This is a genomic window from Peptostreptococcaceae bacterium (assembly GCA_016649995.1).
Classification (GTDB): Bacteria; Bacillota; Clostridia; order Peptostreptococcales; family BM714; genus BM714.
The window spans coordinates 1-14,198 of sequence record JAENWJ010000041.1 but is presented as its reverse complement, the minus strand read 5'-3'; the positions used below and the strand labels follow the sequence as shown (position 1 = coordinate 14,198).

The following is a 14,198-nucleotide window of genomic DNA, read 5'->3' as shown; positions in this document are numbered from 1 at the left end:
CCCTTGTCGAACGAATCAATAATCACCTGTAGTTCTTTTACCAACAGCTCAATTTTTTCGTTTTTCTCAGCATCCGAAAGCTTTGCCGATATCAGATCCCCCATCCTTTCAAGGAACACAAGCAAATCCTTCTTGTCTCTAAGAAGCCTTTCCTTTTGGCTTTCCTCAAACGCTATGAGGCCTATTACCCCTATTATGCGCCCCTCGTGGCGTATTGGCGAGCAAACTTCGGCAACTTCCTTGCATTCATCCCTTCTTCCGCAAAACTGGCATATCGGATTTACTCTTGGATCATCTATTATATAGTCCTTGCCTTTTTTAAGCGCATATCCAAAAATGGAATTTTTGCTTATCTTGTCCCCCAGCTGTCCAACATAGAGTCCGGTAGCAGCAATCCTAGTCAATGTTTCGTCAGAAATAGTTACATCTACGCCAAGTACACTTGATATTGCCTCTGATATTTTTTGCACATTTTCAGAAATATGGGATAATTTCATGTCTATCCTTCCCTATGGATTCGATCGGAACCAGTTATCCGTTTCAATTTATTGTCAATCCCCTTCAATAGAACAATAATCTTGTTCAAAGCGATTTGCATAGTTATTAAGATAATGAAAAATATCATTATCAGTATTTGCTGAAAATCAATGTCAAATCTCATTTTAAGGACCCCTTTCATTGCATTTCTTTATTTCATTATAACCCATTATGAAAAAACGTAGAAGAAAAACATCGAAAAAGCGCCTGTGCGGAAACATCCGCACAGGCGCTTTTTAAATTCATCTATGGTTTTGCATTAAAAGCCTTGTTTATCAAAATTGCAAATGATCCTCCATAGAATCCCAAAACTATAACCATCATTATTATCGAGGTTGTTGACATAATTTTCCTCCTATGAAATTTTCTTTGTAAATTCACCCTTGTCTGTCTTACCGGCCAACCAATTGTTGGTCAATAATCCAAATGCTAAGTAAACTATAAATTGAGCAATAACCGTACCCGTACTAGAAATTTCCAATGGATTCCACCATGAACCCGGATACCATGTAATCGATTGCCATACCCACCAGCCGCAAATTACAACAAAGAGCAATGGGAAAATCGATATACAAACACTCCACCATTTTCCAATCTTGAAATCAGCCCACGGAGTATTTATTTCCTCCTTGCGTATCTTCTCAGCTCCATATTTCGTGATTGCGAAGGATACAAATAAACCGCTGACAAGTAAAGCCACCCCAAGAACCCAGTCCTGGTTATTTAAAAAGTTCAGGCTATATGCCGAAGGAACTCCAAGCAGGAATCCCATTGTCACAATGATTTTTGTAGCTTTCTTACGGGAGAATCCCGCATCCATGAAACTCCTTACCCCTACCTCTATCATTGGCAAGAGTGATGATAGCGCCGCAATTCCCATAGCAAGGAAGAAAACTGCTGAAATCCATCTTCCGGCAGGCATGCGAGTAAATAGCTGCGCCAAATATATGAAAGTGATACCTGTGTTGCCTGATGCCAAAGCTTCGTTTGCAAACTCCATGTTCGGCGACAATGCAAATATGGCCGGCAATACTGTCATTCCAGCCACCAAAGCGCCCACATTGTTTCCAATCCCCATAATCATGCAGTTTCCCGCCACGTCTTCCTTTTTTTTAGTGTAAACCGCATATGTAATTATGAATCCCCAACCTGCTCCCGTTGACCAAGCCGATTGTGTAAAAGCAGCTAGCCATATTTTAGGGTTCGCGAGCATCTCTATGTGAGGGGTAAAAAGATATTCCAATCCTTTAAACGCGCCCGGTAATGTCATGACTCTGAAAAATGCCACAAGCATTAGTCCAAACAGAGTCGGAATCATGATTTTGCCCGCTTTTTCTATTCCTCCTGTAACTCCTTTATATACTATGAATCCTCCTATTGCCATGGATAAAAAGTGATATAAAATCGTCTGTGAAGGAGTTGTTGTAAAAGTATTCCAAATGGCTTCCGTAGCCACCGTATCCATCCCGGGTTTGAAAACACCGGCCATAGACATTGTAAAATATTTAAAACACCATCCCATAATAACTGAATAGTAAAACATAATCAATAGACAAACCATTACAATCCAAGTTCCCATCCAAGTGTATTTCTTGCCGAGAAAGTCCCTAAATGCACCTATAGCCCCCAGCCTAGTCTTTCTTCCGATAACCATTTCTCCTATCAAAAGCGGTATTGACCAAACCAGCAAGGCCACTGTCCATGCAATCAAGAAGGGGCCACCGCCATTCGCTGCCGCGACTCTCGGAAAACGCCAAATGTTTCCTGTTCCGATTGCCATACCTATGCTCGCAGCGATGAAACCCCATCTACTTCCCCATTGCTCCTTATTGTCACTCATATAATTCCCCCCAAGTATTGTCGTCCATTTATGTCGTCATATCCCTCGATTTCTTTATGCAAGCTTCAACTGCTTCCACGACAACGCCTCTGAAGCCGTTTTTTTCAAGACTAATAACAGCCTCGATTGTAGTTCCTCCCGGCGAGCATACCATGTCTTTCAATTCTCCAGGATGCATTCCGCTTTCAAGGACCATTTTAGCGGAACCAAGTACAGCCTGAGATGCAAACCGATAAGCCTTGTCTCTAGGCATTCCCCCAAGAACCGCTCCATCGGCCATAGCCTCAATGAACATGTAAACATAGGCCGGAGCAGAACCGCTTATCCCAATTACCGCATCGATCAAATACTCGGGCACGACCTCCACCTTTCCTATTCCGCTGAAAATTTCCACTACGGTTTTCAAATCTTCTTCTCTGGAACCCTTGCCCGGGACAACTGCCGTCATCCCCTCTCCTACTAGTGCCGGTGTGTTGGGCATTGTTCTTACAATGTGCTTGTCTTCACCTAAAATGCCTTCCACAAAAGCAAGGTTTATTCCTGCAGCAATTGTTACTATTATCTGGTCTTTCCGAACGGCTCCTCTTATTTCCTCGAGCACCACTTTGTAAATATTCGGCTTGACTGCCAGAATAACAACATCCGCATCTTTCATTAGTTTTAAGCTGTTTTCGGAACGCGAACTCCTAATTTTTCTGCCATGTTGCTAGTTTTATTGGAATCCTTATCATAAATAAAAATCTTATCCGCTTTTACCAAGCCATTCTTTAATACACCTTCAAGAATGCCTCGACCCATGTTTCCGCATCCAATTATTCCAATTGCTTTGTTCAACTCCCCACCTCCATATATATTTCCAAATCATCTCTGTGAACTACTCGGCATTAAAATACCATCCTATTCAAATGCCATTATAACTAATTATAATAATATATTATTCTTTAGTTAAAATATTGTCAAATGATTTTGTCAACTCAACTTGTTTTAAGCGGTTATTCAAGAACTCTGACTTCTCTATCTCCAATCTTTTCATATGAAACAGATTCCGCATCAGCGCTGCTTATAGTGAATGTGTCTGCATCTCCATCCGATACATATCTTCTTTCCGGATGATTATCGAAATTCTCTATCCAGTACCTGATACCGAACTCTTCATTGCTAGCGTGGACCCTATTTAAATATTGAAAATCCGTTTTTATATCTATTGGGGAACGTTCGGGCTGCCATCCAACCGCAAAAACAGCTTCATTTTCGTAACTGTTCCCTTCAAATTGCCCTTTCGCTATAGCAGCCCTTCCTTCGTCATCCTTCGGTCTTCCTCCATAAGGAAGCGCCAAGGCTCGAATGGTGTATCCCTGAACCTTTTCATCAATGATACGGTCCATTTTGCCCAAGCTCTTCATTATCCCCTCCGGATCAAGCTCGGAAAGATTTTCATGTCCATAGCTGTGGCTTTCTATCTCAAAACCATTTTCAATAAGATAATTAAGTTTGTAGTCGAGATACTCAGACTGCCCGAAAGAATTTGTTCCGAAAAGGCAAAAGGCCGCCGTTCTTCCAAAATCGGGATGCTCCTCAGCAAAAGAATTTAGTATTCCTACCGCACATTCAGGATCCACCACTTTTTCGCCATTTTCTTCAATAATCCCGAAATTCGAAAGCGTTCCATCATCGAACGTTAACACCACCGGTGTCATACCTGCCTCGATGTCTATGTTACCGTCAATGTAGTCGGCAACCGTAATCAGGCGGTAGCCCTTTTCATATAGTATTTCAAGATCCTCCCTGAAATTATCCCTCGATCTGACATAATCCTTTTCCTCATCCGAAAGGCTGTGATACATAACTATCATTATTCGGCCCATTTCGTTTACACCCATTGCCTTCAGTTCCGCATTGCTCAGAGCTTCCACTACCGGCTGCATTTCTTCGGGTTCAATCAATTCCTCAAAACCTGTCTCTTCCGGTTTTTCAAGCACAGCCTCTATATCCGCTTCGGGATTTCCCCTGTTTGCGCATCCCGAAAGCCCAATGGTCAAAATCAATCCGACTAAGAAAACATTTTTTATTGTATGTTTCATTTTTTATCTATCCTTCCCTTGGGACACGCAGCAATACATATTCCACATACTGATCCTCTTCCTATATACTTGTAATATTTCGACATATGATCGGAACAAGCCTTTGCGTCTACAATTTCGCATCTCGGCATGCCCACCCCCCAACTTTTTCCGCTCAAAGCCACAGCCGGACAAGCCTTAACGCATAAATCGCATGAAAAGCAACCAGATGTCGTAACGGGCTCCGAAACCGGCAATGGCCAGTCCGTCAATACCGTTCCAAGGCGCACACGCGGTCCAAATTCAGGTGTTATAAGCAAACCGTTCTTGCCTACCCATCCCAATCCCGAACGAGTAGCAGCCATCTTGTGTGAAAAAAAACCTTCATAGTAGGAATCACTAAGGTTAAGCGACTGGGACGCCGCAACAGGAAAATAGCGATATCCTTTTTTCTCTATTTCATGGCCTATCTTGAATTCAATATCATCAATAACCCTGTTGACCGTCCTATAGTGATGGAAATACATATGCGTCGGCCCATTCGTTATGTCATCTATTATCCTGTCTGAAAGATGCACCGCAAATGATACAGCATGTGTCATTTCGCCATACCTGGGAGGAACAACGTCTCCTACATAACCGAAGGAAACCAATGAGGCCCCCTCCTCTTTTGCTCTTTTAATTAAAATTTCCCCTTGTTCCATTAAGCTTCACCCTTTTAGTTAAAACCGTCCGCTTGAAATCGCGCAGTCTATATTATTATGTTATACTATTATCGGCAGCAAGAGAAAGGAGATACATATGTTTACGAAAGACCCAAAAGACAAAGCCGAAAACAAGCTTGTATTATTGCATCTATTCATGAAAATGGACTACCCCCTAACAAATGCAGAAATTACCGATTTCGTTGTTTCATTGGATTTAATGGATTATTTCACGCTTCAGCAGTACCTTGTCGAACTTGCCGACGGAGGCATGCTTGAGTACAGTAAAAGCGAATCCGATTTTATCTATCTTATAACAACAAAAGGAATCGAATCCCTTGATTACTTCAAAAACCGTCTACCCGATGGATTAATTCTGCTCATTAACGAAGGTGTATCAAATTACAGAAAGCAGCATGCCATGCGCACTAGGGTTGGTTGCAGCCATTCAAAACTTAGCGATTCCGAATATGTTGTGGACTTAAGTATAATGGAAAACGAGCTTACGCTGATAAATCTTAAGCTTAGCGTAGTTTCAAACAAACAGGCTAAAGAAATCTGCGAGCGATGGAAAAATACATCCTCGGATGTATATGGCACAATAATCAAGATGCTTACCGATTAGCAATGAATGATCTAACATACCCAATCAAGTACAGCGATCCATATACAACAATGCAGTCTTCTGGATTCGCATCGGTCAAAGCCTTCTCGACGGCATCTTTCCAATTCTTGATTCCTTCAACAGAATCGTGACTCATTTCGATCAAAGCCTTGAGGTCTTCGACTTTCATGGCTCTTTTATTTTCCGGTTCTGTTGCAATTATACTATCAAAATAATGTACTGTCTCCTCGACTATTCCGCTGACATCCTTGTCTCCTAAAACACCTATTACCCCTATCGTTTTAAAGCCTCTCCGCTTTTTAGGATTGAAATGATATTCCATAAAATTGCTTAAGACAATGGCTCCGTGTTTGTTGTGGGCGCCGTCAATAATCAGGCACGGATTCTCCGCAATTACTTCCAATCGACCAGGCCATCTCGTTTTTTCCAAACCCCTTAGAATCACTTCCGAATCCAGTTCGATTCCATGTTTTGAAACAAGAAACTCCAACACTCGAACCGCCAAAATGCAGTTGCGTATTTGATGTTCTCCCAAGAGTTCTATTTTTAAATTCCCGGAAATATTAAGTATCATGGATTTGAATTCATAGGTTTTCAGGCTGCGTCTGACGATTTGATAATTATAGGTTTTTACGGTTTCAAGTCTGGCATGCTTTTCTTTGCAAATTTCCTGAATAACCTTTTCAGCCTCGATAGGTTGCGTCGCTGATATGACAAATCCATTTTCCTTTATGATACCGCCTTTTTCTCTTGCGATTTCACCGATTGTTTCCCCAAGGTATTGCGTATGATCCAATGCCAGTGGGGCAATGACCGACACAAGAGAATTTTTGATTACATTCGTGGCGTCCAGACGCCCTCCCATTCCCACTTCCAAAATCAAAATGTCGACATTTTCCTCTTTAAAATAACAAAAAGCAATAGCCGTGACGATTTCAAATTCCGTGGGATGCATATTCCCTTCAGAAACCAGTATGTCGACTTTTTCCTTTACCCGCTGCGTCAGATCCGCAAGCCTTTCGTCTTCGATTGGATTTCCGTTTATCTGAATGCGTTCATTAAACACCTCCAGATATGGAGATGTATACAGTCCCACATTGTTGCCAGCCTCAGAAAGAACCGAGTTGATGAAAGCACGTGTCGATCCCTTTCCATTTGTGCCGGCAACATGAATAATCCTCAATCCATCCTGCGGATTCCCCAGCTTTTCAAGAAGCATCCTTATGTTGTTCAAGCCCAGTTTGATACCAAACCTGTATGTTCCGTGTATATATTCAAGCGCTTCCTTGTATTTCAAACTATCGCCTCCTTTCAAAATAAGATCTCTCTATTTTTCTCAAGTAATATGCCAAAGCATCAATAAGCCGGATTTTAATCCGGCTTATTGTATTGCTTAATGATTGAATGTTTTAAAAGACACTGCTATCTATCTCGTATTTCTACAGCTTTCCTTTTACAATTTCAATCCTCTCTTCTATTTTATCATAAATCTCCTGAAATTTTCCCTTTTTATTCCTTTCCTGTTCAACAAGTGCTTCCGGAGCTTTTTTTAGGAATCCTTCGTTCACAAGTTTGCTTGCAACCCTATCGAGTTCCTTCTCCACCTTGCTTTTTTCCTTCGTCAATCTTTCCATTTCCTTTTTATAATCCACAAGTTCATCCATAGGAATAAAAATCTCTATACCTTCGATAATTGAAGTGGCAGAATCGGAAGCTATGTTCTCTTTAGAATCTGTGAATTCAACTTCTGTCACATTGGCAAGGGAAAGGACAGTGTCCATATTTTCGCTTATAATGGTTTTTTCATCATCACCTGCAATAAGGACAATTCGAACTTTTTTTGATGGAACAACATTCATCTCCGCTCTTATGTTCCTTACACTCTTTATTACCCCTATTACAAGAGCCATTCCCTTTTCGGCCGGCTCGTCTGCAAATCCCGATGCCTTATCCGGCCAAGCAGAAAGCATTATGCTACCACTGACGCCGGGGAGATGCTGCCATATTTCCTCTGTTATGAATGGCATGAATGGATGCAGGAGCTTCAGTAGATCCTTTAGCACCTTCAGTATTACAGCCTGAGCCTGTCTCTTAGCGGCTTCATCCTCACCATAGAATCTCGACTTGGCAAGTTCGATGTACCAGTCGCAGAACTCGTTCCATATGAAGTCGTACATCTTCTGCGCAGCCAATCCAAGCTCAAATTGCTCCAGATTTTGAGTAACTTCTTCTCCGACTTTTTCCGTCCTCGAAAGTATCCAAGCGTCAGCCATTGAAAGGCTAGTCCTATCAATTTCATATTCATCGTCAATGTTCATTAGCACGAATCTTGAAGCGTTCCAAAGCTTGTTTGCAAAGTTTCTGCTCGCTTCTACTCTCTCCATGTAGAACCTGATGTCGTTTCCCGGCGAATTGCCAGAAGCCAACATGAACCGGAGTGCATCGGCTCCATAGAGATCAATAACCTCGAGTGGGTCAATTCCATTACCTAGGGATTTGCTCATTTTCCGTCCCTGGTCGTCTCTGACAAGCCCATGCACAAGAACATATTTGAACGGACGCTCATTCATTTGCTCATATCCTGAAAAGGCCATTCGTATTACCCAGAAGAAAATTATATCGTAGCCAGTCACTAATACATCGGTCGGGTAGAAGTATTCCAAGTCAGCAGTTTTTTCAGGCCAACCCAGTGTCGAGAATGGCCAAAGCGCCGAGGAAAACCATGTGTCCAGAACATCCTCATCCTGAACTATATCTGTACTTCCGCATTTAGGACATTTCGTAGGCGCAGTGGATGCAACTATTGTCTCTCCGCAATCCTGGCAATAATATGCCGGTATTCTATGTCCCCACCAGAGCTGTCTTGATATGCACCAGTCTCTTATGTTCTCAAGCCAGTGCATGTAAACCTTCTTGAATTTTTCCGGAACTATCTCGATATCCTTCTCGTTTGCAGACTTGATTACGGGCTTTACAAGCTCATCCATTTGGACAAACCACTGCTCCGAAACCAAAGGCTCGACAACCGTATGGCATCTGTAGCAGGTACCCACATTATGTTGATGGTTAACCGTCTTAACAAGGAAACCTCCCTCGTCAAGATCAGCAACAAGCGCTTTTCTGCACTCGTACCGATCCATGCCTTCGTACTTTCCTGCATTCTCGTTCATCGATGCATCTTCATTCATTACATTTATTTGCTCAAGATTATGCCTCTGGCCTACCTCAAAGTCATTCGGGTCATGCGCCGGTGTTATTTTAACGGCTCCGGTTCCAAAATCCATGTCTACATAAGAATCCGCAATTACCGGGATTTCCCTGTCTATAAGTGGAACGATTACGGTTTTTCCTACAAAGTCCCTGTATTTTTCATCCTTCGGGTTGACTGCTATGGCAGTATCTCCCAGTATTGTTTCGGGTCTAGTTGTTGCTATATCTATAAATCCTTCGCCATCCTTCACGGGGTATCTTACATACCAGAAGTTGCCCTGATGCTCCTCATGCTCAACCTCAGCATCCGAAAGAGATGTCTTGCAGTCCGGGCACCAGTTGATTAGTCTGTTTCCCCTGTAGATATGCCCCTCCTCGTAAAGCTTAACGAAAACCTCTGTGACGGCCTTATTGCAGCCCTCATCCATTGTAAACCGCTCTCTTGTCCAGTCACACGACGAACCCAGCTTCTTCATTTGCTCAACTATTCGGTCTCCGTATTCTGCTTTCCACTCCCAAGCCCTTTTGAGAAATTCATCACGGCCTATTTCATCCTTGCTTTTTCCCTCTTCCTTCATTATCTTTTCGACAACCTTAACCTCAGTAGCTATGCTTGCATGATCCGTTCCCGGAAGCCATAGGGTTTCAAAGCCCTGCATGCGCTTGAAACGAATCAAGATGTCCTGTATGGTCTGGTCTAGTGCATGGCCCATGTGCAACTGCCCCGTGATATTTGGCGGGGGCAAAACAATTGTGAATGGCTCCTTATCGGGATTTGGCTCAGCACCGAAATTGCCTTCATCATCCCACTGCTTGTAAAGCCTATCTTCAAATTGTTTAGGATCGTATTTTTTTTCCAAATTCTTCTTTTCCATAGAAAATCTCCCTTTCAAAACGTTTAATTTCAATTGACGCAGGTTTCGCCAAATGTTTTTTTAGTCAAAAAACCCTTCGTCCTGATAAGGGCGAAGGGTTCGCGGTACCACCTTAATTCCGGTCCTAACGGACCGGCACTTTGAATCTATAACGGGATGAGCCGGTTTCCGCTACTGTTTTCACGGAAACGCCTCAGAAACGACCTTCAATTGGTATTGTCATGGGAAATCTTACAGCCGATGAATCTCCCTCTCTTGATGATTGCCAACCTACTTCTCTTCTTCGCAGGCGAATGTTGATTTTTTTAATTATACGCCATAGTAGACCAAACAGTCAAGCAGTCTTCCTTTTCTTGAACAGTTTTATCAGCAGCAAAAACACATATACTCTGCTCATTTTTTGTTCAATAATACTTAATGCCATGTCATTGTTCGTCAAATACTAATCATCGGCTCTTGTTTTTATTATTGCTCCTTTATCAGCCGATTCCGCCAATTTGCTATACAAATATAAATATCCTTCTTTGATTCTAGCTTCCGGCGCTTTCCATTTACCTGCTCTAATCTTCAATTCTTCTTCAGACACTTTCATATTCAATTTTCTGTTAGGGATATCAATTTCAATAATATCTCCATTTTCAACAAAAGCTATCGGGCCACCTTCTTGCGCCTCGGGTGATATATGACCAACAAAAGTGCCATTATTCGTTCCCGAAAATCTTCCATCCGTCACCAAGGCTACTTTATCCGCCAATCCAAGTCCATACAAAAGTTTCATCGCTTTAAACATTTCAGGCATGCCAGGTCCACCCTTCGGTCCTTCGTATCTTATTACGACGACTTCGCCAGGCTTCACTTCATTGTTCATGATAGCTACATTCGCCTCTTCCTCTGAATTATAGACCTTAGCCGGGCCGGTAAATTTGAGCATATCCTCTTTGATTGCAGCAGGTTTGGTGACTGCAGTGTTGGGAGCCAGATTCCCTTCTAGTATTGCCAATCCTCCCACTATGGAATGCGGTTTATCAAAAGTTTTTATTATTTCATTGTTCGGAGAAGTAAATCCTTTTATGTTTTCAAAAATTGTTTTCCCCGTAACTGTCATGGCATCCTTGTTCAACAATGATGCCAATTCATTCATGACAACAGGCACCCCTCCCGATTCATAAAAATCTATGACATTCGGGGATGCCGCAGGATTCATTTTTGCTATCAAGGGTGTCCCTCTACTCAGTTTATCAAACATGTCCATGTTGAAATCTACTTTAGCCTCATATGCTATTGCCGGTATGTGAAGCGCCGAATTGGTTGAACCACCTATTGCAGAATTCAATCTCACAGCGTTTTCTATTGATTCTTTGTTTATTATCTCTCTTGCACAAATATTTTTATTTACAAGATTGACTATGGCTTCGCCCGACTTCTGCGCAACCCTCATTCTTTCTTTATATACTGCCGGAATCATCGCGCTCCCAGTCAAAGACATGCCAAGAGCTTCAGCAATGCAACACATGGTGTTCGCAGTTCCCAAAAATGAGCAAGAACCGCACGTCGGTGCACATTGATTTTCCATTTCAATTAATTCTTCTTCTGATATTCCTCCAATTTTAAGCTGTCCAACACCTTCAATAATAGAAGTCGTATCGGATTTTCTTCCTTTTATCACCGGACCACCCATCATGGGACCACCGTTAACCAATATAGCCGGCAGGTCAAGTCTGGCGGCAGCCATCAACATTCCCGGAACAATTTTATCGCACGAGCCAAGCAATACTAACCCGTCATATCTTTGCGCCTGCACCATCAATTCTATGCTACTTGCAATAATATCTCTCGTAGGCAAAATGTATCTCATGCCTTCGTGTCCTTCAGCAATTCCATCACAAGCTCCTATAACGCCAAATTCCACAGGTGTGCCGCCAGCTGCTCTAATTCCATCTTTAACAGCTTCCGAAACTTCCCTAAGATTGTAATGGCCCGGAACCGTAGTACTCCATGCATTTGCGATGCCTATGATTGGTTTTTCCAAGTCAGAATCCGTATAGCCCATTGACTTGTAGTAGGCTCTGTTGATACTCCACTCCGGTCTCTTCAATATCTTTTGACTTCTCCGCTCCATAGTTCCATAAACCCTTTCTTGTTTTTGACGTATCCAAAAATTGAATATGCTAAACGCTTTCTAAACAATCAATTCTATTCTTCCACTTTAACTTCTATTTTCCCGGCCAATTCATCTCCTGGAGATTGAGCCCAGGGATCTCCAGTTACTGCAAACATTTGATCACCCTTTACGGATTTAGTTACTACTCTGACTGTATCTTTGGCATTCAATACTTCTTTCCTAAATTCCATTCCAAAGCCCGGCTTTTCGTTTACGTTTATAAATCCGTCTCTAATGTCCACGCCTTCATCAAACATATCAAATTTTTTATAGTGAGACCTGATTGTTTCCATTAACGTAGCATTCGGGCAACTTATCAGAAGATTGGCGCATACGTTAGTCATCAGTGGGCTACCACAATTATGAACCGAGACAGGCAAACGATAAGCTTCAGCCATAGCTGCAATTTTCTTGCATTCCGTAATTCCTCCGCTATATCCTATATCAAACATGACTATATCGCAGGCATCTAGCTCCATCAAATATTTGAATTGAAATCTCGTATATAGTCTCTCGCTTGCCAAAATCGGCAAATTGATTCGGTCCTTTAACCTTTTCAAATTATTCGGGTCATCAATTAAAATCGGGTCTTCAAACCATATTGGGCTGTACTGTTCCAGTTCTTCCGCAATTCTTGCAGCCATGGGTATATTCCATCTTGAATGTCCTTCGAATGCAATTTCCATTTTGTCGCCTACGGCTTCCCTGATTTTCCTGAATGGCTCCAAGCCTTTTCTAATTGCATCACTGCTAACATACTGGCCATTGTATTTTTCACTAAGAGCATCCATTGGCCAAATCTTCATTGCACTGATGCCCTCTTCTAGTAGAGATTCCGCAAGTGTACCTGCATCACTTAAAAACATTTCACGGTCTCTAATATCTCCAAAACTCACACAGGTATTGTAAATTTTCAAATTGTCAAAATTTTTCCCGCCTAGCAAATTGTATACCGGCATACCAGCCACTTTGCCTTTAATGTCCCATAAAGCTATGTCGATTGCACCCATGGCGCGCATTTCAGCTCCTGTAAAACCAGTATAATTTGCATTGTCATACATCATATTCCATAGTTTCTCTGAATTAAGAGGATTTTGTCCTAATATTATCTCGGAACAAAAATTATGAATAGCAACTTTTGTTAACTCAGGTTTGTCATATCCTTCACCAATCCCTGTAATTCCTTGATCGGTATGAACCATAACCCAGATATGACGTGGAAACTTAGGAATTTGAACAGTTTCAATCGATGTAATCTTCATTTTATTCCTCCCTTATACTCTGCTTAAACAACTATATTCGTGGCATATTAATGGTGAAATAGTAATTAAGAGTAATCTAAAGTCCACTTATTTTGATAATACCACCTGATTCATAGAATATAAGCATTCACACTCTTTATTCCGAAAGTAAAAAGCTTCTGTAACTATCTGTTGACAAAAAATCATTCCCTTACGAATTAGTCCCTAGGATAAGAATGCCAAGTTGCTCTTTCGGCAATTTCATGTACTCGTGTCCTTTAAAAAAATAGAACACACACCCGATAGACGTCCAAATAATGAAAAGCGTCCACGATTCCATTCCCATAAATGCAGGCATCCCAGGTATAACAAACAATTCTAAGAACAATACAGAAAAAAGTATTCCAATCAAGTAACTTATACTACTTCTACCCATTAAATTTTCCGCTTCATTCCTGTCACCATTCCCATAGTTACTCCAATTACTAAAAATACCACCCCCATACTCCATAACAATTCACTCATAACGGATCCCGTAACCCAATTTAAATTGTCATAGAGAAAAACTTCCCACGGAAACGCGGCTGCTATAGCAATCGCAACCAAAATATATAATATTTCTCCGTCACTCACAGCCAAACTAATCAATCCAAAAGCCGTTTTGGGTGGAAAATCATACTCCTCTGCAACATGGGGTACTATGTCAAATCCAACATATGCCATTGGAATAACCCCCAGAATTGAATAATTCCCAGTCATTTCAATAATCAACTTTTAAAAACACAAAATCAATGCCCATTCTAGTTAGTGTCTACTGATTAATTTACGATAATTATTGTGGGACTATCGATAATGAAAATTTACGCCCAAATAATAACTTCCAAACAAAGAATAAAAAAATGCGTGAATGAATCTTAAATAGATTCATCACAAATATTGACAATG

Annotated in this window: 11 protein-coding genes, 1 pseudogene and 1 other annotated feature; of the genes and pseudogenes, 1 reads left to right on the top strand and 11 read right to left on the bottom strand. The window is 41.5% G+C overall.

All coding sequences use genetic code 11. The features are described from left to right. The 6 genes and pseudogenes from JJE29_07185 to JJE29_07160 form a co-directional block, all read right to left on the bottom strand. Nucleotides 1-497, bottom strand: a 497-nt coding sequence (locus JJE29_07185) for a GAF domain-containing protein (protein ID MBK5252398.1), incomplete at its 3' end; no start/stop codon positions are given. 2 nt (nucleotides 498-499) lie between these two features. After that, nucleotides 500-661, bottom strand: coding sequence for a hypothetical protein (locus JJE29_07180; GenBank protein MBK5252397.1), 162 nt, complete (start codon nucleotides 659-661; stop codon nucleotides 500-502). A gap of 231 nt (nucleotides 662-892) precedes the next feature. Further along, the gene (locus JJE29_07175; GenBank protein ID MBK5252396.1) at nucleotides 893-2,377 is read right to left on the bottom strand and encodes a sodium-dependent transporter; all 1,485 of its coding nucleotides are present in this window, start codon (nucleotides 2,375-2,377) and stop codon (nucleotides 893-895) included. Nucleotides 2,378-2,405: 28 nt separating this feature from the next. Next, nucleotides 2,406-3,211 (bottom strand): annotated as a pseudogene (gene proC / locus JJE29_07170) (pyrroline-5-carboxylate reductase). A gap of 158 nt (nucleotides 3,212-3,369) precedes the next feature. Further along, nucleotides 3,370-4,458, bottom strand: coding sequence for a polysaccharide deacetylase family protein (locus JJE29_07165; protein MBK5252395.1), 1,089 nt, complete (start codon nucleotides 4,456-4,458; stop codon nucleotides 3,370-3,372). Next, a complete protein-coding gene (locus JJE29_07160) occupies nucleotides 4,455-5,141 on the bottom strand; it encodes an epoxyqueuosine reductase (GenBank protein MBK5252394.1) in 687 nt (228 codons plus the stop codon). Before JJE29_07160 ends, JJE29_07165 begins: the two co-directional genes overlap by 4 nt. Before the next feature lie 97 nt (nucleotides 5,142-5,238). On the opposite strand from JJE29_07160, the gene JJE29_07155 reads away from it, so the two are divergent. Further along, nucleotides 5,239-5,766, top strand: a complete 528-nt coding sequence (locus JJE29_07155; protein MBK5252393.1) for a DUF4364 family protein — start codon at nucleotides 5,239-5,241, stop codon at nucleotides 5,764-5,766. On the opposite strand, the gene JJE29_07150 is transcribed toward JJE29_07155, so the two are convergent. From JJE29_07150 to JJE29_07130, 5 genes are all read right to left on the bottom strand, one after another. Next, the gene (locus tag JJE29_07150) at nucleotides 5,756-7,063 is read right to left on the bottom strand and encodes a bifunctional folylpolyglutamate synthase/dihydrofolate synthase (protein MBK5252392.1); all 1,308 of its coding nucleotides are present in this window, start codon (nucleotides 7,061-7,063) and stop codon (nucleotides 5,756-5,758) included. The genes JJE29_07155 and JJE29_07150 overlap by 11 nt on opposite strands. A gap of 142 nt (nucleotides 7,064-7,205) precedes the next feature. Beyond that, on the bottom strand, nucleotides 7,206-9,851 hold the full coding sequence (locus JJE29_07145) for a valine--tRNA ligase (GenBank protein MBK5252391.1): 2,646 nt from the start codon (nucleotides 9,849-9,851) through the stop codon (nucleotides 7,206-7,208). An 83-nt stretch (nucleotides 9,852-9,934) separates the two neighbouring features. Continuing rightward, nucleotides 9,935-10,147, bottom strand: a binding site (T-box leader). A 146-nt stretch (nucleotides 10,148-10,293) separates the two neighbouring features. Then, the gene (ilvD, locus tag JJE29_07140; protein ID MBK5252390.1) at nucleotides 10,294-11,970 is read right to left on the bottom strand and encodes a dihydroxy-acid dehydratase; all 1,677 of its coding nucleotides are present in this window, start codon (nucleotides 11,968-11,970) and stop codon (nucleotides 10,294-10,296) included. Nucleotides 11,971-12,044: 74 nt separating this feature from the next. Then, nucleotides 12,045-13,274 (bottom strand): mandelate racemase/muconate lactonizing enzyme family protein, encoded by a 1,230-nt coding sequence (locus JJE29_07135; GenBank protein MBK5252389.1) that lies wholly within the window; start codon nucleotides 13,272-13,274, stop codon nucleotides 12,045-12,047. Nucleotides 13,275-13,688: 414 nt separating this feature from the next. Beyond that, complete coding sequence (locus JJE29_07130) at nucleotides 13,689-13,976, bottom strand: hypothetical protein (protein MBK5252388.1); 288 nt, start codon at nucleotides 13,974-13,976, stop codon at nucleotides 13,689-13,691. Between the last annotated feature and the right edge of the window lie 222 nt (nucleotides 13,977-14,198).

Coding starts and splice junctions, on each gene's coding strand:
- JJE29_07180 (MBK5252397.1), bottom strand. CDS start 661: ATGAGATTTGACATTGATTTTCAGCAAATACTGATAATGATATTTTTC.
- JJE29_07175 (MBK5252396.1), bottom strand. CDS start 2,377: ATGAGTGACAATAAGGAGCAATGGGGAAGTAGATGGGGTTTCATCGCT.
- JJE29_07165 (MBK5252395.1), bottom strand. CDS start 4,458: ATGAAACATACAATAAAAAATGTTTTCTTAGTCGGATTGATTTTGACC.
- JJE29_07160 (MBK5252394.1), bottom strand. CDS start 5,141: ATGGAACAAGGGGAAATTTTAATTAAAAGAGCAAAAGAGGAGGGGGCC.
- JJE29_07155 (MBK5252393.1), top strand. CDS start 5,239: ATGTTTACGAAAGACCCAAAAGACAAAGCCGAAAACAAGCTTGTATTA.
- JJE29_07145 (MBK5252391.1), bottom strand. CDS start 9,851: ATGGAAAAGAAGAATTTGGAAAAAAAATACGATCCTAAACAATTTGAA.
- ilvD (MBK5252390.1), bottom strand. CDS start 11,970: ATGGAGCGGAGAAGTCAAAAGATATTGAAGAGACCGGAGTGGAGTATC.
- JJE29_07135 (MBK5252389.1), bottom strand. CDS start 13,274: ATGAAGATTACATCGATTGAAACTGTTCAAATTCCTAAGTTTCCACGT.
- JJE29_07130 (MBK5252388.1), bottom strand. CDS start 13,976: ATGGCATATGTTGGATTTGACATAGTACCCCATGTTGCAGAGGAGTAT.